The sequence below is a fragment of the Nonomuraea pusilla genome (assembly GCF_900109355.1).
In the GTDB taxonomy this organism is placed as follows: domain Bacteria; phylum Actinomycetota; class Actinomycetes; order Streptosporangiales; family Streptosporangiaceae; genus Nonomuraea; species Nonomuraea pusilla.
The window spans coordinates 200,444-219,007 of sequence record NZ_FOBF01000010.1 but is presented as its reverse complement, the minus strand read 5'-3'; the positions used below and the strand labels follow the sequence as shown (position 1 = coordinate 219,007).

Annotated in this window: 17 protein-coding genes; 9 read left to right on the top strand and 8 right to left on the bottom strand. The window is 73.1% G+C overall.

Annotated elements, in window-relative coordinates; genetic code table 11:
- Positions 1-17 precede the first annotated feature (17 nt).
- The 4 genes from BMX74_RS22220 to BMX74_RS22205 form a co-directional block, all read right to left on the bottom strand.
- Positions 18-1,586 (bottom strand): glycerol-3-phosphate dehydrogenase/oxidase, encoded by a 1,569-nt coding sequence (locus tag BMX74_RS22220; protein WP_177227467.1) that lies wholly within the window; start codon positions 1,584-1,586, stop codon positions 18-20.
- A gap of 37 nt (positions 1,587-1,623) precedes the next feature.
- Entirely contained in the window at positions 1,624-3,099 is a 1,476-nt protein-coding gene (gene glpK, locus BMX74_RS22215) for a glycerol kinase GlpK (protein ID WP_091102478.1), read from the bottom strand.
- A gap of 86 nt (positions 3,100-3,185) precedes the next feature.
- The gene (locus tag BMX74_RS22210; RefSeq protein ID WP_091102476.1) at positions 3,186-3,932 is read right to left on the bottom strand and encodes an IclR family transcriptional regulator; all 747 of its coding nucleotides are present in this window, start codon (positions 3,930-3,932) and stop codon (positions 3,186-3,188) included.
- A gap of 9 nt (positions 3,933-3,941) precedes the next feature.
- Entirely contained in the window at positions 3,942-5,345 is a 1,404-nt protein-coding gene (locus BMX74_RS22205) for an MFS transporter (RefSeq protein WP_091102473.1), read from the bottom strand.
- A gap of 67 nt (positions 5,346-5,412) precedes the next feature.
- Here BMX74_RS22205 and BMX74_RS22200 point away from each other — a divergent pair, with 67 nt between their 5' ends.
- Positions 5,413-6,030, top strand: coding sequence for a TetR/AcrR family transcriptional regulator (locus tag BMX74_RS22200; protein WP_091102470.1), 618 nt, complete (start codon positions 5,413-5,415; stop codon positions 6,028-6,030).
- Here the strand turns inward: BMX74_RS22200 and BMX74_RS22195 are convergent.
- Positions 6,027-6,530, bottom strand: coding sequence for a hypothetical protein (locus BMX74_RS22195; protein ID WP_055507036.1), 504 nt, complete (start codon positions 6,528-6,530; stop codon positions 6,027-6,029). The two genes, BMX74_RS22200 and BMX74_RS22195, sit on opposite strands and share 4 nt — an antisense overlap.
- Positions 6,531-6,657: 127 nt before the next feature.
- Here BMX74_RS22195 and BMX74_RS22190 point away from each other — a divergent pair, with 127 nt between their 5' ends.
- Positions 6,658-7,236, top strand: a complete 579-nt coding sequence (locus tag BMX74_RS22190; protein ID WP_055507038.1) for a YqgE/AlgH family protein — start codon at positions 6,658-6,660, stop codon at positions 7,234-7,236.
- On the opposite strand, the gene BMX74_RS22185 is transcribed toward BMX74_RS22190, so the two are convergent.
- Entirely contained in the window at positions 7,233-7,859 is a 627-nt protein-coding gene (locus BMX74_RS22185; RefSeq protein ID WP_082535441.1) for a TetR/AcrR family transcriptional regulator, read from the bottom strand. The genes BMX74_RS22190 and BMX74_RS22185 overlap by 4 nt on opposite strands.
- A gap of 149 nt (positions 7,860-8,008) precedes the next feature.
- On the opposite strand from BMX74_RS22185, the gene BMX74_RS22180 reads away from it, so the two are divergent.
- From BMX74_RS22180 to BMX74_RS22150, 7 genes are all read left to right on the top strand, one after another.
- A complete protein-coding gene (locus tag BMX74_RS22180) occupies positions 8,009-9,604 on the top strand; it encodes an MFS transporter (RefSeq protein WP_091102468.1) in 1,596 nt (531 codons plus the stop codon).
- Between the two features lie 113 nt (positions 9,605-9,717).
- A complete protein-coding gene (locus BMX74_RS22175; protein WP_055507044.1) occupies positions 9,718-9,975 on the top strand; it encodes a DUF3039 domain-containing protein in 258 nt (85 codons plus the stop codon).
- 78 nt (positions 9,976-10,053) lie between these two features.
- Positions 10,054-11,028, top strand: coding sequence for a zinc metalloprotease (locus tag BMX74_RS22170; protein ID WP_091102466.1), 975 nt, complete (start codon positions 10,054-10,056; stop codon positions 11,026-11,028).
- Positions 11,029-11,051: 23 nt separating this feature from the next.
- Positions 11,052-12,449 (top strand): MFS transporter, encoded by a 1,398-nt coding sequence (locus BMX74_RS22165; protein WP_055507047.1) that lies wholly within the window; start codon positions 11,052-11,054, stop codon positions 12,447-12,449.
- 1,407 nt (positions 12,450-13,856) lie between these two features.
- A complete protein-coding gene (locus BMX74_RS22160; protein WP_143078721.1) occupies positions 13,857-14,891 on the top strand; it encodes a hypothetical protein in 1,035 nt (344 codons plus the stop codon).
- A 124-nt stretch (positions 14,892-15,015) separates the two neighbouring features.
- The gene (locus BMX74_RS22155; protein WP_256257100.1) at positions 15,016-16,770 is read left to right on the top strand and encodes a DEAD/DEAH box helicase; all 1,755 of its coding nucleotides are present in this window, start codon (positions 15,016-15,018) and stop codon (positions 16,768-16,770) included.
- A gap of 138 nt (positions 16,771-16,908) precedes the next feature.
- Positions 16,909-17,286, top strand: coding sequence for an STAS domain-containing protein (locus BMX74_RS22150; protein WP_091102461.1), 378 nt, complete (start codon positions 16,909-16,911; stop codon positions 17,284-17,286).
- Between the two features lie 24 nt (positions 17,287-17,310).
- Here the strand turns inward: BMX74_RS22150 and BMX74_RS44270 are convergent, their stop codons facing one another.
- Both BMX74_RS44270 and BMX74_RS22140 read right to left on the bottom strand, forming a co-directional pair.
- Positions 17,311-17,826, bottom strand: a complete 516-nt coding sequence (locus BMX74_RS44270) for a hypothetical protein (protein ID WP_055507053.1) — start codon at positions 17,824-17,826, stop codon at positions 17,311-17,313.
- A 154-nt stretch (positions 17,827-17,980) separates the two neighbouring features.
- A complete protein-coding gene (locus BMX74_RS22140; protein WP_091102459.1) occupies positions 17,981-18,550 on the bottom strand; it encodes a nicotinamidase in 570 nt (189 codons plus the stop codon).
- Between the last annotated feature and the right edge of the window lie 14 nt (positions 18,551-18,564).

Below are 18,564 nucleotides of genomic sequence, written 5' to 3'. Positions count from 1 at the left end.
TCCCAGGGGAGCGCTGCTCAGCCCGCCGCGAGCAGAGCGGCGATGCGGGTCCGCACCTCCGCCGTGTCGAGGCCGCGTACGGTGAGCGTCGTGCGGCGGCGCGCGACGTCGTCGACCGTGGCGGCCCACTCGTGGTCGCGGGCGTAGACGACCTGCGCCCAGATGTCGGGGCCGTCGGGGTGGATGCGCTCGCCGAGTGCCGGGTCGTCCCTGATGAGCCTGGCCAGGTCGAAGGCGATCGAGCCGTAGTGGGTGGCCAGGTGGCGGGCCACCAGGGGGTCCATGCGGGCGCCCGGTTCGCGGTCGCTCCACAGGCGCAGCGCCACCGCGTCGGGGCTGGCCAGGCCGGGCAGCGGCACCGCGGGCAGGATGTCGGCGAGGTCGTCGCCGAGCGGGTGGCCGGGCAGGTGGGTGAGCGTGTCGAGGACGTGCCTGCCGATGTGCCGGTACGTCGTCCACTTGCCTCCCGCGACCGACAGCATGCCGCCCGCGCCCCTCGTCACGACCGTCTCCCGCTTGGCCGCCGCCACCGCGCCGGGGCCGCCGGGCAGCACCCTCAGCCCGGCGAACGCGTACGTGATGTCCTCGCGGCGCAGCTGCTCGTCGCGCACGGCGTGGCCGGCCTCGTCGAGGATCTGCGCGATGTCCGCGTCGGTGACCCGCACGGCGGCCGGGTCACCCTCGTACGCCTCGTCGGTGGTGCCGAGCAGGAGGTGGTCCTCCCAGGGGATGGCGAACGACACGCGGTACTTGTCGATGGGCGTGGTGAGGGCGGCCTTCCACGGGTCGTGGCGGCGCAGCACGAGGTGGGCGCCCTTGGACAGGCGGATGCTGGGCGCCGCCCCCGGGTCCTCCATCCGCCGCAGGTGGTCCACCCAGGGGCCGGTGGCGTTGAGCACGAGCCGGGCGTCCACGCCGAACTCGGTGCCGTCGAGCCGGTCGCGCAGCTCGGCGCCGGTGACGGTGGCGGCCGTGGTGCGCAGGCCGACGACCTCGGCGTGGTTGAGCACGACCGCGCCGGCGTCGACGGCGGCGCGCACGGTCATGACCGCGACGCGGCTGTCGTTCATTTGGTGGTCGCCGTAGACGGCGGCGGCGCGCAGGCCGTCGGCGCGCAGCGCGGGCACCCTGGCCAGCGCCTGGTGCGGCGTGACGACCTTGCCCACGCCGTCGCCGAACACCGACAGCGCGGAGTACAGGAACACGCCCGCGCCGAGCTTGGCCGCGCCGTGCGGGCCGCCCTTGTAGATCGGCACCAGGAACGTGAGCGGTTTGACCAGGTGGGGCGCGATGTCGGCGGCCAGGGCGCGCCGCTCGCGGTGGTTCTCCGCGACCAGCCGCACGTTGCCGGTCTGCAGGTAGCGCAGCCCGCCGTGGACCAGCTTGGACGACGCGCTGGACGTCGCGCCCGCGAAGTCGCCCGCGTCGACCATGGCCACCCGCAGCCCGGCCTGGGCTGCCATCCAGGCGACGGACGTGCCGAGGATGCCGCCGCCGATCACGAGGAGGTCGAAGGCGGCCCGGGATAGCTCGTGCCGGATCTCCGCCCGGTCGATGCCGGTGGCGGCGCCGGTTCCCATGGTCATGCGTTGCCTTCCTTCGCTGTGGCTGCTCGCGGCGCGTTCACTGCTCGACCCAGCCGAGTGTGCGGGCCACCGCCTTCTTCCAGTTGCGGTATTCCCGTTCGCGGGCCGCCTCGTCGATCGCGGGCCGCCACTCGGCGGCCTTGTGCCAGTTGGCGCGCAGGCTGTCGAGGTCGGGCCAGTAGCCGGTGGCCAGGCCCGCGGCGTACGCGGCGCCGAGCGCGGTGGTCTCGGCCACCATCGGGCGGATCACGGGCACGTCGAGCACGTCGGCCAGGGTCTGCATGAGGAGGTTGTCGGCGGTCATGCCGCCGTCGGCGCGCAGCGAGGCCAGGTCGAGTCCCGAGTCGGCGTTCATCGCGTCGACGACCTCCCGGGTCTGCCAGGCGGTCGCCTCCAGCACGGCCCTCGCGAGGTGGCCCTTGGTGACGAACCCGGTCAGCCCGGCGATCACGCCGCGGGCGTCGGAGCGCCAGTGCGGCGCGAACAGCCCGGAGAAGGCGGGGACGAAGTAGCAGCCGCCGTTGTCGGGCACGGTCTTGGCGAGCGTCTCGATCTCGGCCGCGCTGGAGATCAGGCCGAGGTTGTCGCGCAGCCACTGCACGAGGGAGCCGGTGACGGCGATGGCGCCCTCCAGCGCGTACGTGGCCGGGCCGGTGCCGAGCTGGTAGCCGACGGTGGTGAGCAGGCCGTGCTTGGAGACGACCGGTTCGGTGCCGGTGTTCATGAGCAGGAAGCTGCCCGAACCGTACGTGCTCTTGGTCTCGCCGGGGGAGAAGCAGGTCTGGCCGAACAGGGCGGCCTGCTGGTCGCCGAGCGCCGCGGCCACGGGGACGCCGTCGGCGGTGGCGCCGTACACCTCGGCCGAGGGGCGGATCTCGGGCAGCATGGCGCGGGGCACGCCGAGCATGGCGAGGAGCTCGTCGTCCCAGGCCAGCGTGTGGATGTTCATGAGCATGGTGCGGCTGGCGTTCGTCACGTCGGTGACGTGGCGGCCGGTGAGGTTCCAGATCAGCCAGCTGTCCATGGTGCCGAACAGCACCTCGCCGCGTTCGGCGCGCTCGCGCAGCCCCGGGGTCTCGTCCAGCAGCCAGCGGATCTTGGGGCCGGAGAAGTAGGTGGCGAGCGGCAGGCCCGCCTTGTCCCTGAACAGCGCCTCGTGCCCGGACAGCGCGTGGGTGAGGGCGTCGGTGCGGGTGTCCTGCCAGACGATCGCCGGTCGGACCGGGCGGCCGGTGGCCCGTTCCCACAGGACGGTGGTCTCGCGCTGGTTGGTGATGCCGAGGGCCGCGATCTGGTCGTGCCCGATGCCCGCGCCGCCGACGGCCTCGGCCAGCACCGTCCGGACGGCCTGCCAGATCTCGTCCGCGTCGTGCTCGACCCAGCCGGGCCTGGGGAAGATCTGGCGGTGCTCGCGTTGGGCGACGGAGACGATGTGCCCGGACCGGTCGAAGACGATGCAGCGGCTGGACGTGGTGCCCTGGTCGATGGCGGCGACGTAGTGCGGTCGAGGCACGGGGCTTCCTCGCAAGGCTAGGGGTTCGACAATGTCGAACGACGGGAGAAATCGTATTAGGTTGCGGGGGAGTGTCAACAGTGACGTCAGTGGGCCAGCGAGCGCGTGATGGCCCTGGCCGCGTCGCGCACGTACGAGACGAACTCCATGCGCGGGGCGTCCCCGTCGGCCAGGCGCTCGACCGCGCCCCTGATGCCGATCGCCCCGACCACGATGCCGCGCGGGTCCTTGATCGGGGCGGCGAGCGCCACCTCGCCCTCCACCAGCTCCTCCATCTCCGCCGCCCAGCCGCGCGCCCTGACCTGGTCGAGCTCGCGCTCCAGCGCGCCGGGGTCGACGAGGGTGCGCCCGGTGTGCGGCGCGAGCGGCGGCGCGGCCTCGCCGTACGGGTCGTGGGCGAGCAGCACCTTGCCCAGGGCGCTCGCGTGGGCCGGCAGGTACGTGCCGACCTGCAGCGTCTGCATGCTGTCGTCGGGGCGGAAGACGTGGTGGATGACCAGGACGTGCCCCTCGTGCAGGGTGCCGATCCAGGCGCTCTCCCTGCTGCGGCCGGCCAGCGCGTCGGCCCAGTTGAGCGAGCGGGTGCGCAGCTCGTTGACGTCGAGGTAGCTGCTGCCGAGGTGCAGCAGGGTGGCGCCGAGCCGGTACTTGCCGGTGGCGGCGTCCTGTTCGACGAAGCCGACCTTGACGAGCGTGCGCAGGATGCCGTGCAGCGTGCCCTTCGGCAGGCCCAGCGCCCTGGCCAGCTCGGCGACGCCGAGCAGGCGGGGGCCCGAGGCGAGCAGCCGCAGGATGGCGGCCGCCCGCTCCACCGACTGAATCGTGTCTCCCACGCGGCGACCCTAGCGCAGCGCGTTCGATATCGCCGAACGGTGAGGGCGGATGAAGGCGGCGGCGAGGGCCAGGGCGGCGTTCACGAGCACCGCGACGGTCACCCCCTGGAGCACGGACCCCGAGCCCATGGCGGCCGTCACCACCGCGCTCATGACGGGGATGCCCATGGTGATGCCGACCTGCTGCGTCATCGTGGCCAGACCGGTGGCCAGCCCCTGCTCGGAGTCGGGCAGCCCGGACGTCGCGGTCACCATGAAGGCGACGATGGCCACCATGTTGCCCACGCCGCCGGCGAAGGTGGCGGCCGGCAGCAGCCACAGCGACGCGGTGCCGGTGCCGAGCAGCGCCAGCGCGGCGGTGGCGACGGCCTGCAGGGCGAAGCCGCCGGCGAGCGCGCGGGCCGGGCCCGCCGCCCGGAGGACCCTGGGCGCGGCCACGCCGCCCAGCACGGTGCCGAGCCCGAGCACGCCGAACGCGAGCCCGGTGGCGAGCGCCGAGTACCCGAGGACCTTCTGCAGGTAGAGCGTCATGAGGAAGACGAGTGAGGTCTCGGTGGCGAACGCGACGAGGCCGGCGAGGTTGCCCAGCGCGACGGCGCGCCTGGACATGATCGCCACCGGTACGAGCGGCGCGGCGGCCCGCCGCTCCACGAACCAGAAGGCCACCAGCAGCGCGGCGCCCGCGGCCAGGGCCGCGACGGCCAGAGGGTCGGCGAAGCCGTGCTCGCCGGCCCGGGTCAGGCCGTAGACCAGCGCCAGCAGGCCGGCCGTGACGGCCGCGGCGCCGGGCACGTCGACGGCGGGCCGCCGGTCGGGGCGGCTCTCCTTCAGCAGCAGCGGCGCCACGGCGACGACGGCCAGCGCGACGGGCACGTTGATCAGGAAGGCCCACCGCCAGCTCAGCAGTTCGGTCAGCACCCCGCCGAGCACCGCTCCCGAGGTGAACCCGGCCGACATCAGGGCGCCGTTCAGCCCGAGCGCCCGCTCGCGCAGCGGCCCCTCCTGGAACGACGTCGTGAGGAGCGACAGCCCGGCCGGCGTGACGATCGCGGTCGCGAGGCCCTGCGCCACGCGGGCGGCGAGCAGGGCGGCGGGCGAGGACGCCAGCCCTCCGGCGAGGGAGGCGACGCCGAGCAGCGCCATGCCGGCCAGGAAGAGCCTGCGGCGCCCGAACAGGTCGGCGATCCTGCCGGACAGCAGGGTGAACCCGGCGGCGGGCAGCGCGAACGCCGTGGCGACCCACTGCAGGTCGGCCAGCGCGAACCCGAGGCCCGCGCCGATCACCGGCAGGGCCACGTTGAGGATGGAGAAGTCCACGGCCAGCATGAACTGGGAGCCGAGCAGCAGCGTGAGGACGAGACGCTGACGCCCGGTCATCCGCCCTGCGGCGGCCGGGGCGGGCAGCACGGTCATGCGATCCCCCTAATGGGACAGAAGTTCCGTTAAGATGCCGCATGACGGTACCACGCGAGGAGGATTAATGGAACAAGAGTCCCGTTTGGCTGGGACGGTCCGTCCGGGCGGCCGCACCGCCAAGGTGCGCGCCGCCGTGCTCACCGCCACCCAGGACGAGCTGGTCGAGCGCGGCTTCCACGGGCTGAGCATGGACCAGGTGGCGGCGCGGGCCGGCGTGGGCAAGACCACCGTCTACCGGCGGTGGGGCACCCCTTCCGGCCTGGTCGCCGACCTGATGAACGAACTGGCCGACGAGTCGTCACCCCACGCCGACACCGGCACCGTCGAGGGCGACCTGCGGGCCAACGCGCTGTCGGTGCTCCAGGCCGTGACCGACCCCCGGCTCGGGGCCACGTTCCAGGCCGTGATCGCCGCCGCCACCTGCGACGAGGAGGCCGCCAAGGCCCTGCGCGCCTTCTACGGCCGCCGCGTCGAGGAGTGGGCGAAGGCGGTGGACCGCGCCGTCGGGCGCGGCGAGCTGCCCCCCGGCACCGACGCCAAGGAGGTGATCAGGGCGGTCTCCGCGCCGCTGTACTACCGGCTGCTGGTGACGCGGGAGCCGGTGACGGCGGAGGCGGCCGAGCGCTCCGCCCTGCGCGCCCTGGCGGCGGCCCGCGCCGGCGCCTTCGCCGAAGGAGCCTAGGACGAGCGCGGCCAGATGCTGCCGTACCACCACAGGATGCCGCCCATGATGACGAGGCCGGCCGCGGTGGCGAGCTTGGCGACCAGGTCGGTGGGCGGACCGGTGAACGGCAGCTGCTTGGCCCTGCTGCCCCACGGGCAGTCGTTCCTGACGTGCTGGGAGTCGATCAGGGTGTCGGCCTCGGAGTCGGCGACGGAGTACGCCTCGATCTCGACGCTGCTGCCCGTGCGCACCGGCACGTTCCTGACCACCTGCTTGCGCGCGGGGATCGACCCCGAGGCCACGGTCGAGGAGTCGGCCCGCAGGTCGAAGCGGACGAGCTGGCGCGTCTGGTTGCGCAGGACGACGGGCACCGACCCGGCCGGGCAGTTCAGGCGCCCGACGGTCATGGTGAACGGGTCGCCCGCGTCGGGCTGGGGCCACGCCTTGGCCGTCGCGGGGAGTAGCAGCGCCGCGCCGACCGGCAGCGCGGCCAGGATGAGACGGACTCCGACGCGCATGGAAGCTCCTCTCGAACCTGTACAAAGGGGTTGGCCTGCTGGCACGTACAGTGCCCACGCCGCTACGAAAAGTAACATGACTGGGGCGGGGGCGCGGGAGAGACCGTTCCTCCCTCATCATGGAGGTATGGCGGAAGCGATCTACGTCGGCGGTCTGTTGGTGGCGACTCCGCTTCTCGACGACCCCAACTTCCGGCGTAGCGTGGTGCTCGTCCTGGAACACGACCACGACGGCGGCTCCCTGGGCGTGGTGCTCAACAGGCCGAGCGAGATCGCCGTGACCCAGGTCCTGCCGCTCTGGGACCCTCTCGTGACCGGCCCTTCCGTGCTGTTCGAAGGCGGTCCCGTCCACACCGACAGCGCGCTGGCGCTGGCCGTCGTGCCGAGCGGGGCCGAGCCGCTCGGCTGGCGCAGGCTGCACACGGCCACCCCGTCCGTGTCGCGGCTCGGCATGGTCGACCTCGACGCGCCGCCGGAGATCCTGCAGGGCGAGATCGCGCAGATGCGGATCTTCGCCGGCTACGCGGGCTGGTCGTCGGGCCAGCTGGAGAGCGAGATCGCCGAGGGCGCCTGGTACGTCGTCGACTCCGAGCCCGGCGACACCTTCTTCCCCGACCCGCGCTCCCTGTGGCGCCACGTCCTGCGGCGCCAGCGGGGCGAGCTGGCCTTCGTCGCCACCTGCCCCGAGGACCCCACCATGAACTAGCCCGCCTCGACGTCCCAGCCGGGCCGCAGGGAGCGTTCGGCCAGCTCGATCGTCGCGGCCATGCGCCGGGCGATGGCGGGCATCGACACCTCGGTCATGGGGCACTCGAACCCCACCCGCATGGCGGACGTCGCGAAGGCCACGATCAGGTGGGAGAGCAGGTCCTCCTCGGCCGCCACGCCCCTGCGCGCTGCGACCGCTTCGGTCAGTCGGCGCTCGGTCTCCGCGCCCCTCGCCACCGACCGCCCCACGAGCTGGGGGTTGTCGTCGAGGAGGCGGCGCAGCTTCAGGAACCTCGCGGTGTCCTCCGGCGTGGAGTCGAGCAGGTCCTGCATCACCGCGCGCATGCCGTGCATGAGCGAGGTGAACGGCGGCTCGTCGGCCGGGCGTGAGGCGAAGGTCTCCAGCAGGATCGCCTCGCCGTGGTCGTGGAACAGCAGGGCCACATGGTCCTTGCCGGTGAAGTAGCGGAAGAAGGTGCGGGGGGAGATGTCGACCACCCCCGCGATCTGCTCGATCGTGGTCGACTCGTATCCTTGTTCGACGAACAGGTCGAGTGCCGCGTCGAGGATCGCCAGGCGCGTCTTCTCCTTCTTGCGTTCCCGCAGACCCACTGCCGTCACTCCCTCGAAACCTTCCTGTCACAGACTGACACAAGTCATAGTGCGACGAATAAAACTCGTTTGTCAGTTGTCATATGCTGACAGTAGATTACCTGAGGCTTAAGTGACGTTTGCCCCAACGCGGGGCGAGATGTAATGAGGGGGACCACATGGCTCAAGCGAAGGCGGTCGACGCGCCGCCGACGCCCGGCGCCGGGGGCAAGGCGGCCGGAGGCAATCCCTGGCTGGTGCTGTTGGCCGTCTGCCTGGGCGTCATCATGGTGATGCTCGACGGCACCGTCGTCGGCATCGCCAACCCGGTCATCCAGGTCGAGCTGGGCGCGTCGCTGTCCGACCTGCAGTGGGTCACCAGCGGCTACCTGCTGGCGCTGGCGGTGTTCCTGATCACCGCGGGCAAGCTGGGCGACCTGTTCGGCCACAAGCGCGTCTTCCTCATCGGCGTCGCCGGTTTCGCGCTGTCGTCGGTCGGCATCGGCCTCAGCCAGGAGCTCGCCGACGTCATCCCCGGCATCACGCCGGTCGGCGCCCTGATCGGGCTCCGGGTGCTGCAGGGCCTGTTCGGCGCGCTGCTCCAGCCCGCCGCGCTCGCGCTGCTGCGCGGCGCCTTCCCCGGTGAGAAGCTCAACCAGGCGATGGGTGCCTGGGGCGCGATCATCGGCCTGTCCAGCGCCGCGGGGCCGATCGTCGGCGGCGTGCTGGTCGAGAACGTGAGCTGGGAGTCGGTCTTCTTCGTCAACGCCCCCGTGGGCGTCATCGCCCTCGTCCTGGGCATCATGCTGATCAAGGAGAACCGCACCCGGACCCTCGCCAGGATCGACTGGCTGGGCGTGCTGCTGCTGTCCGGCGCGATGTTCTCGCTCGTCTGGACGATCATCAAGGCGCCCGAGTGGGGCTGGGGCGACACCCAGACCCTGAGCTTCATCGGCGCGTTCGCGGTGCTCACCGCCGCGTTCGTCTTCTGGCAGAGCAAGGCCGCCCAGCCGCTCGTGCCGCTGGGGTTGTTCAAGAACCCGTCGATCTCCATCGGCACCGTGCTCATGATGATGGTCGCGTTCGCCATGTTCGGCGCGATGTTCTTCCTGGGCTTCTTCTTCCAGGGCGTCCACGGCCTGTCGCCGCTCGACGCGGGCCTGCGCATGCTGCCGATGAGCGCCGGCATGATCGTGGCGTCCCCGCTGGCCGGCATGGCCATCGGCAAGCTCGGCCCGAAGATCACCATGGCGGGCGGCCTGCTGATCACCGCGTCCGCCATGTTCCTCATGTCGCGGCTCGGCATCGACGCGTCGTTCGTCGAGAGCGCCGTCCCGTTCGTGCTGCTCGCGTTCGGCCTCTCGCCGGTCTTCGTCGGCGCCACCGAGATCATCGTGGGCAACGCGCCCGTCGAGCTCAGCGGCGTCGCGGGCGGCGTCCAGCAGTCGGCCATGCAGGTCGGCGGCGCCCTCGGCACCGCGATCCTCGGCGCCGTCATGGCGTCCGAGATCCACGACACGCTGCCCGGCTACCTCGGCCCGGCGGCCCAGGCCGTCAAGCCCGAGCAGATGAGCCTGCTGGAGAAGGCCGCGGCGTTCGGCACCGCCCCTCCCGGCCTGCCCGAGCCGGTCGTCTCCGCCGTGCACAACTCGTTCATGGACGGCATGCACCTCGCCTTCGTGGTGAGCACGATCGTCGCCGTCATCACCGCCGGGCTGACGGCGTTCGTCAAGGCCGGTCGCAAGTCCGAGGGCGCGCCCGTCCACATGGGCTGACCCGCGCCACCCGCCGAGCGCGGCCCCGCCATCAGGCGGCGGCCGCGCTCCGCGTCTTCCGGGACGCCACGTTCCAGCAGGGAGAGGTTCCCGCCGGGCATAAACTCGGTGGGGTGAGCACGAAGATCCTCCCTGAGCAGGAGACCACGCCGCGCACCTCCCACGGCGACGGCGACCACGAGCGCTTCGCCCACTACGCCGACAAGCACAAGATCACCGAGAGCATGGTGACGGGCACGCCGATCCGCGCCCTGTGCGGCAAGGTGTGGGTGCCCAGCCGCGACCCGAAGAAGTACCCGGTCTGCCCCGAGTGCAAGGAGATCTACGAGGGGCTGCCCAAGAACATCGGTGGCGGCGACGACAAGCAGTGAGTGTTGCTGAGGGGTGAAGCCCCCGCCGGGCGTTACGGTCGGTAACGACATTCGTCACTGACCGTCACGGGAGACCGCATGGCCCGGCGCGCGACCGCCGTCTCGTTGGCATGCCTGCTCGCGGCCGGGGCCGCCCCGCCGCTCGCCACCGCACCGGCGCACGCGCACGCGACGGCCACCTGCGCCTCGGCACCGGCCGGTGCGGAGGCGCGCGGGCCCCTCGCTCGCATCCTGGAGGCGCGCGGGCTGGAGGCGCGCGGGCCGCTTCCGCGCAGCCGGCGCGACCCCGAGACGACCGGCCCGCGCTCGCCCAGGCCCGAGGACGTCGCCAGGGTCACGGCCGAGGTGCGCCGCAGGCTCGGCGGCGCCGCCCCGCCCCCGAGGGTCGCCGTCCGCGTACGCGCCCACGTCATCACCGCCGGGCAGCGTCAGGTCACCCACCAGGACGTCGTCACTCAGATCGGCGTGCTCAACGCCGCCTACGCCGGCCGGTACGGCGGCGCCGACACCGGCGTCCGCTTCGTCCTCGACGGGGTGACCGTACGCGACGAGCCCGCCTGGTTCGCCGACCCCGTGGCCAACGAACGGGCCATGAAGACCGCGCTGCACCAGGGCGGCGCCGACACGCTCAACCTCTACATCGCCCAGCTCAGCGAACGCATGCTGGGCTTCGCCAGCTACCCGTACTGGTACGCGGGCGAGCCCGAGCTGGACGGCGTCGTGATCGACTGGCGCAGCCTGCCCGGCGGCCAGATGACCGACTACAACCGCGGCTTCACCGGCGTCCACGAGATCGGCCACTGGCTCGGCCTGTTCCACACCTTCGAGAACGGCTGCAGGGAGCCCGGCGACGGCATCGACGACACGCCCCCCGAGGCCAAGCCGAGCGAAGGCTGCCCGGTGGACAAGGACACCTGCCCCCAGCAGGGCCGCGACCCCTCGCGCAACTTCATGGACTACGCCAACGACACCTGCATGTCCGAGTTCTCGGCCGGGCAGGCGCTGCGCATGCGCGAGATGTGGGCGGTCTACCGGCGGGCGCCGGCCGCCTGAACGGCCGCCTTTAGGATGTCGGAGTGACAGCACCCAAAGCACTGGACACTCCGCACGACGTCCCGGGGATCCTCGGACCGGCGCACCGTACCGCCACCCTCGGGATCCTGCTGGTGGTCACGCTGATCGCGTTCGAGGGCATGTCCGTGAGCGTCGTCATGACGGCCGTCTCCCACGACCTCGACGCGCTCGACCTGTACGGCCTCAGCTTCTCGGCGTTCCTCATCGCCAGCCTGTTCGCCAACGTGGTGTCCGGGCTGTGGTCCGACCGGCGCGGGTACCAGGCGCCGTTCCTCGTCGGGGTGCTGCTGTTCGCCGTCGGCATGGCGCTGGCCGGCGCGGCGCAGACCAAGGAGCTGTTCCTCGCGGCGCGGGCGGTGCAGGGGCTCGGCGCGGGCACCTCCGTCGTCGCCCTGTACGTCATGATCGCCAGGGTCTACCCGGTCGCGATGCGGCCCAAGGCGTTCGCCGCCGTCTCCGCCGCCTGGGTCGTGCCCGCCATGGTCGGCCCCGCCGTCGCCGGGTTCGTCGCCGACCAGTGGGGCTGGCGCTTCGTCTTCTACGGCATCATCCCGCTCGTCGTGCCCGCCCTGGTGATGCTCGTCCCGGCACTGCGGCACCCGGCCGAGGAGGCGCAGCCCCCCTCCGGCGGCCCCCGCTCGCGGCCCGTCGCCATGACCCTCGCCGCCACCGCCGCCGCCGGAGGCGCCGGCCTCATGCTGTTCGAGGTGGACCGCCTGCACGTCGCCCCGCTGCCCAGCGCGCTCCTCGCGGTCGCCGGGCTCGCCTTCCTCGCGTACGGGCTGCACCGCCTGCTGCCGCCGCGCGCGCTGCGCCTCGGCCGCGGCCTGCCGACCACGGTGATGCTGCGCGGGTTCTTCTCGGCGGCGTTCTTCGGCGTCAACGCCTTCATCCCGCTGGCGCTCCAGCAGGTCAAGCAGTTCGACACCACCACGGCCGGCATCGCGCTGACGACCGGCGCGCTCGGCTGGTCCGCCGGCTCGTACCTGCAGAGCAGGCGCACCGCCGACCCGCACCGCATGATGCGGATCGGCGCCTCCTGCGTGACCGCGGGCATCGTCCTGTCCGCCCTGTCGGTGCTGCCGGGCATGACGGGATGGGTGGCCGTGCCCGCCTGGATCGTCGCCGGGCTCGGCATGGGGCTCGGCATGACCACGGTCAGCGTCACCGCGCTCAAGCAGTCGCCCTTGAACGAGCAGGGGGCGAACTCCGCCGCGCTGTCCGTCACCGACATGCTCGGCTCCGGCACGGCGCTCGGCGTGGCGGGCGCGCTCGTCAACGTCATCGGGCACAGCCCGGAGCAGATCGCCACCGGCTTCTGCGTCATCTCGCTCCTCATGGCGGCGATCGGGCTCGCCACCGCCGTCCTCGCGGGACGAACCCGGCCGCTCTCCGCATAACTCCTCCTGAACATCCGTCGCTCCTGCCACGCCTGTCACGGTTCGCCTGATCGGCGCGCGTAGGAGTGATAGGAAGCGGGCGAGGAGGTGTCCATGGAGGGTGATCACCGGGTCTGGCCGCCCGCCACCGGCCCCAGGCACCGCCGCACCGCTCCGCGCGACTCCCCGCCCTCAGGGGACGACGCCCCGCCACCCGGCCCGTCCGGGGAGCGCCGGGAGCCGCCACCCGCACGGGGAGCCGAGGGAGTCGCCGGCAGCACCGAAACCGCCCCAGGCGGCGTCAGCGGCAGAGACGCCCCCGGAGACCCGCCCGCCCCCGGCACCGGCCCCCCACGCCCCGCCCCTGGAACCGCCACCTCGCCGAGCGCGCCCTCTCGGAGCACCCGCCCATCGAGCGCCGGCCCGCCGCTTGGCAGCCCGATGGGCGGTCCTCCGAGCGGGAGCCCGATGGGCGGCCCGTCGAGCGGAGGCTCTTCGAGCGCCGCTGCGGCGGGCGGTGGTGTGCATGGGGCGCCGACCTTCGAGGAGGGGCGGGAACCGCCTGCCGAGCCCGACGCCGGATCCGCACCCCGCGCCGTCCAGTCCCCCTGGAGCCGCGATCCCTTCGGCACCCCGGACGAGCCCGAACGGCGCGCCGCCTCGCCCAGACGTCGCCATCCCTTCGCCGACAGCACCATCCCCTTCCCCCAGGCGCTCCGCGGCCGCGCGGAGCCCGAGCACCGGCCCGATGCCGGACACCGGGCGAACCCCGACCATCGCGCCGCGCAGACCGGTTCGCAGCCCACTCAACCCCTGCCCACCAGCCGCCCCGACCCGGACACGGGCCGCTCGGGCAAGGACCTCAGCCGGCCCGGCACGAACCCCTGGAGACCCGGCGCAGGCCCCGGGTCGTCCGGCGCGGACCCCTGGCATCCCGGCGCGGACACCGGGCAGCCGGGTGCGGGTGTGGGGCGGGCCCCGGCGGGGTTCGGGCAGGCGGGAGCGTACGTCGGCCGAGCCGCCAAGGACCCCGGGCGCGTTCAGCCGGGCTCGGGGGATGGCGCGGGAGACGCCGGGCGGGTTCAGCCGGACTCTGAGGGCGGCGCGGGAGACGCCGGGCCCCGAGGGCGGGGCTCCTCCTTGCGGGACCGGCTCGCGGGCCGGGGCGAGGCGCCCTCATGGCTGCGGTCGCCCTTCACGGAAGCTTCCGCCTCTCGCGATCAGTCGCCCTCCCGTGACGCCGCCGCCCCTGCCGGGCGGTCGTCCTCCCGGGACGCCTTCGTCGCCGATGCGTCCGCCGGCGCCGACAGGTCGCGCTCGGCATCCGCCCCAGGGTCCGCGGGCGCCTCCCCCTCCGGCGGCGGCTCGGGCTTCGGCGGGGGGTTCGCCGAAGCTCCAGGGGACGTCCCCGGCGACGGCGGTTCAGGTGTGGCAGGCGTTCAAGCCGGTGGCGGGCGGGGTTCGGGGGAGGCGGCCTCGTCGCGGAGGAGGACGCCTGATCCTGACGACTTCCGTGAGTTCTGGGAGGAGGACGGCGACGAGCCCTGGAGCCCCCGGCTGCTCAAGATCGTTGACCCGGACCCCGGCGACGACACCGACCCCGGGTCGGGTTCGTCCTTCCCGCCCAGGGACTCCCTGCCTCCCTCAGGGCGCTTCTACGGCGCCCCCGCCTCTCCCGGCACCAGAAGTCGCGGACGCCCCCGCACGGGCCTCCTGGCGGCTCTCCTGGCCGTGGCGGCGCTCGTCACCACGGCCGTCCTCCTGGTGCCGAGGATCCTCGCCCCGCCCGGCGACCCGTCCGCCGCCCCGCCCGGCCGCTCCGGGACCGTCCAGGGGAACGGCGACAGCGCCGGGAGCGCGAGGAGCGGAAGCGGCCCGGCCCCCGGCTCCCGCGCCTCCACGGGTACGGCCACGGGCGGAGAGGCCACCGCCGGCACCGGCACGGAGGCGCCCAGCGGGGCCACCTCCGGCTCCGAGGCGTCGAGCGGGGCGGCCTCCGGCTCGGAGGTGTCCGGCGGGCCCGCGCAGGACGGGCGGGGGCGGCTGAGCGATGCGCGGGCCGGGGTGACCCTGGCGCTGCCCGACGGCTGGCGGGCCGAGGCGCTGCCCCCGGTCACCGGGTTCACGTCCGCCGCCAGGGACGGCGACGGCGCGCTGCTCATGGCCCGTCCGTTCACCGAGCCCGCGGGCGACCAGGAGAAGGCGGTCTCGCAGGCGGCCGAGCTGTACTCCAGGCTGCTGCTGAAGGGCGACAAGGTCACCGTCGTCGAGGACAGGGCGCTGCCGCAGGGCCGCACCAGGGCGCTGCGGGCCGAGTACAAGGACGTCGTCAACCGTCCGGCCTTCCTCCGCGTGACACTGGTCACGCGGGGCGGCCGTCCGGCGCTGCTGCTCGGCCTGCTCCAACCCGAGCAGAACACCCGCAGGCAGGCCCTGGACGCGCTCATGGCGAGCGTCCGATAAGCCCCATAGCACGCGAGGATGACCTTGGCCAGGATCCGCGGTGCACGGCACGTCCTGTCGGTGTCCCCGATTACCCTTGGGTCACTGTGAGAGAGCGAAGCACACGAACCCCAGAGGTGATGCGGTGAGCACCTTCGCCGCGTCCCACCTGTCTCCTTCCTACCCCGACCGGGCCGCGTGGGGCACCGCCCCCAAGCTCAGGGCCTGGCAGCAGGAGGCGTTCGACCTCTACTTCAGGCGCGAGCCTCGCGACTTCCTCACCGTGGCGACGCCCGGCGCCGGCAAGACCACGTACGCCCTGCGCATCGCCAGCGAGCTGCTGGCGACCGGCGTGATCAAGGCGATCACCATCGTCACGCCCACCGAGCACCTGAAGCGGCAGTGGGCCGACGCGGCGGGCCGGGTCGGCATCTCGGTCGACCCGGAGTTCAAGAACAGCCAGGGCACGACGTCGCGCGACTACATCGGCGTCGCGGTGACGTACGCCCAGGTGGCGATGCACCCGGCGCTGCACAGGGCGCGCACCGAGGCACGCAGGACGCTGGTCATCTTCGACGAGATCCACCACGCGGGCGACGCGAAGTCGTGGGGCGACGGCGTGCGCGAGGCGTTCGAGCCGGCCGCGCGCAGGCTGCAGCTCACGGGCACGCCGTTCAGGTCCGACGACAACCCGATCCCCTTCGTCCAGTACGAGGAGGACGCCGAGGGCCTCAAGCGCAGCCTGTCCGACTACTCCTACGGCTACGGCCCGGCGCTCCAGGACGGCGTCGTCCGTCCGGTGATCTTCCTGGCGTACTCGGGCGAGATGAAGTGGCGCACGCGGGCGGGTGACGAGATCGCGGCCACGCTCGGCACGCCGCTGACCAAGGACCAGCTCTCGCAGGCGTGGCGGGCGGCGCTCGACCCGAAGGGCGACTGGATCCGGCAGGTCATGCACGCGGCCGACCGCCGCCTGACGGAGGTGCGCAGGGGCGTGCCCGACGCGGGCGGCCTGGTGATCGCCACCGACCACGAGACGGCCCGCGCCTACGCCCGCCATCTGCGCACGATCACGGGTGAGGGCGCCACGGTGGTGCTGTCCGACGACCCGGGGGCGTCCAAGAAGATCAAGCAGTTCGCGGCCTCGCAGGACCGCTGGCTGGTGGCGGTCCGCATGGTGTCGGAGGGCGTCGACATCCCGCGCCTGTGCGTCGGCGTGTACGCCACCTCCACCTCCACGCCGCTGTTCTTCGCGCAGGCCGTGGGGCGTTTCGTGCGGGCGCGCAAGCGCGGCGAGACGGCCTCGGTGTTCGTGCCGTCGGTGCCCACGCTGCTGGGGCTGGCCAACGAGATGGAGGTCGAGCGCGACCACGTGCTCAACCGGCGCCCGCCGGAGGACGGCCTCGACGACAGCCTCCTCGAACAGGCCAACCGCAAGAAGGACAACCCCGACGTCCTGGGCGACGAGCTGCCGTTCGAGACGATGGAGACGACGGCCACGTTCGACCGGGTGCTGTTCGACGGCGGCGAGTTCGGCACGGGCGCGGAGGTCGGCTCCGCCGAGGAGGAGGACTTCATCGGCCTGCCGGGGCTGCTGGAGCCCGATCAGGTGGCGACGCTGCTGCGCAAGCGGCAGTCCGACCAGCAGGCGGCCAAGCGCAGGCAGGCCGCCGAGCAGGAGCAGAAGGAGACCCTGGCGCCGCACGAGCAGATCGCGGAGCTGCGCCGCGAGCTGAACGGCCTGGTCGGCGCATGGAACCACCGCACGGGCCAGCCGCACGGCGTCATCCACGCCGAGCTGCGCCGGGTGTGCGGCGGCCCGGCGATCGCGCAGGCCACGGCGGAGCAGATCCAGGAACGCATCGCCATGATCCGCCGCTGGGCCACCCAGCGCCGATGACAGGCCGATAACGGTCCGCATGCTCCCGCATGCGGACATGGATCTGGATTTGGACACAGACCGGTCGCGGACCGTTAGAACACCGCCGCGAACGGCAACAACCTTGTTGGCTGTCTTGGGATACGCAGAAGGACGGGTATGTCGTTCGAGGCCGCGGGGAAGCCGACGCTGAGCGTGGTTTCCGGCCTCGCCGGAAACGCGGTGGTCCTGCGGCTGGAGGGCGAGCTCGACGTCAACGCGGTGCCGCTGCTGCGCGAGCACCTGCAGCGCGTCTGGGACCTCCCGCCGAAGCCGTTCCTCATCCTCGACCTGGGCGAGCTGGCCTTCTGCGACTCGATGGGCGTGAACGAGCTGGTGCAGCTGCTCCACCGGTGCGAGGCGCGCGGCACCCGGCTGGTGCTGGGCGGGGTGCAGGGCGTGATGGCGCGGGTGCTGTCGATCACGGGCCTGCGGCACGCGTTCGAGGTGTACGCGAGGTTCGACGACGCGCTGCGCCTGGCCGTCGCCCACTCCTGAGCCGCCCGGCCGCCGGCCGCGGGGTCAGGCGCGCGGGATGCGGCGGCCGCTGCGCCCGTCGACGGGGATGTAGGGCGCCTTGCCGGGCAGCGGCCCGGTCAACGGCACGGTCAGCGCGGCGGCGCCCCGCTCGACGCGTACCGGCACGGTGTGCATGCCCTCGTGCTCGCCGGTCAGCGGCCCCTCGTGCACCCAGATGAGCAGGCGGCGCCCCTCGGGCCGGACGACGACCTTGGCGGTGCCGCACTCGTCGGGCACGGCCGTCCACGTCAGGACGAGCGCCTTGCCGACCTTGGCCGACAGGGGGACGGGCGTGCGCACCGCCTGGCACGACGGCGGGGCGGCGGCCGGGGCCGCGCTCGCCGCGACGGGCGCGGAGGCGGGGGCGGGGCGGGCGCGGTCCATGGCGAAGGTGGCGGCCTCCAGGAGGAGCAGCGTCACGACGGCGCCCGCGCGGGCGGCGGTGCGGCCCTGGAGCAGGGCCCACAGGCTGAGCGGGCCCAGCAGCAGCCAGGCCGTGCCGAGGGAGATGGCAAGCATGAGAGAACCTCGCAGCGAGGGCGGGAGACGTATGACTCTCCGTGCTGCATCGGTCGCGGAGAGGTCGTGTCGTCTTGGATATCACATCAACGCGGTGTTGCCTACCGCGTACCATGCGTGATATCGGCGGACGACCGCCTCCCGCCCCTGCGGGTCAGGCGCCGGCCGGTGTGCCCACCAGGGTCGCGCCGGCCGAACGCATCTCGTCGAGCGCGGCCGCGGTGGTGGCGGGCGCGACGCCGGCCGTCAGGCCGAGCAGCACCCGCACCGACAGGCCGTTCGCCAGCGCGTCGAGCGCGGTGGCGCGCACGCAGTGGTCGGTCGCGATGCCGACGACGTCCACCCGGTCGACGCCGCGCTCGCGCAGCCAGTCGGCGAGGGGCACGCCGTCGCCCGACGTGCCCTCGAAGCCGCTGTAGGCCGCCGCGTACGTCCCCTTGCTGAAGACCTCCTCGACCTCCGCGACGTCGAGCGAGGGGTGGAAGTCCGCGCCCGGGGTGCCGGCCACGCAGTGGGCCGGCCAGGTCGAGACGTAGTCGGGGGACTCGGCGAAGTGGGTGCCGGGGTCGACGTGGTAGTCACGCGTGGCCACCACGTGGTCGTAGCCGTGGTCGGCGACATGGTGGGTGATCGCCGCAGCCACCTCGGAGCCCCCGGCCACGGCCAGGCTGCCACCTTCGCAGAAGTCGTTCTGCACATCGACGATGATCAACGCGGTGCCCATACAGAGCACGATAC

Excerpts from the sequence above, each read along its gene's own strand:
- BMX74_RS22180 (WP_091102468.1), top strand. The coding sequence starts at position 8,009 with ATGGCTCAAGCGAAGGCGGTCGACGCGCCGCCGACGCCCGGCGCCGGG.
- BMX74_RS22200 (WP_091102470.1), top strand. The coding sequence starts at position 5,413 with ATGGAACAAGAGTCCCGTTTGGCTGGGACGGTCCGTCCGGGCGGCCGC.
- BMX74_RS22205 (WP_091102473.1), bottom strand. The coding sequence starts at position 5,345 with ATGACCGTGCTGCCCGCCCCGGCCGCCGCAGGGCGGATGACCGGGCGT.
- BMX74_RS22195 (WP_055507036.1), bottom strand. The coding sequence starts at position 6,530 with ATGCGCGTCGGAGTCCGTCTCATCCTGGCCGCGCTGCCGGTCGGCGCG.
- BMX74_RS44270 (WP_055507053.1), bottom strand. The coding sequence starts at position 17,826 with ATGCTTGCCATCTCCCTCGGCACGGCCTGGCTGCTGCTGGGCCCGCTC.
- BMX74_RS22140 (WP_091102459.1), bottom strand. The coding sequence starts at position 18,550 with ATGGGCACCGCGTTGATCATCGTCGATGTGCAGAACGACTTCTGCGAA.
- BMX74_RS22150 (WP_091102461.1), top strand. The coding sequence starts at position 16,909 with ATGTCGTTCGAGGCCGCGGGGAAGCCGACGCTGAGCGTGGTTTCCGGC.
- BMX74_RS22170 (WP_091102466.1), top strand. The coding sequence starts at position 10,054 with ATGGCCCGGCGCGCGACCGCCGTCTCGTTGGCATGCCTGCTCGCGGCC.
- BMX74_RS22220 (WP_177227467.1), bottom strand. The coding sequence starts at position 1,586 with ATGACCATGGGAACCGGCGCCGCCACCGGCATCGACCGGGCGGAGATC.
- BMX74_RS22190 (WP_055507038.1), top strand. The coding sequence starts at position 6,658 with ATGGCGGAAGCGATCTACGTCGGCGGTCTGTTGGTGGCGACTCCGCTT.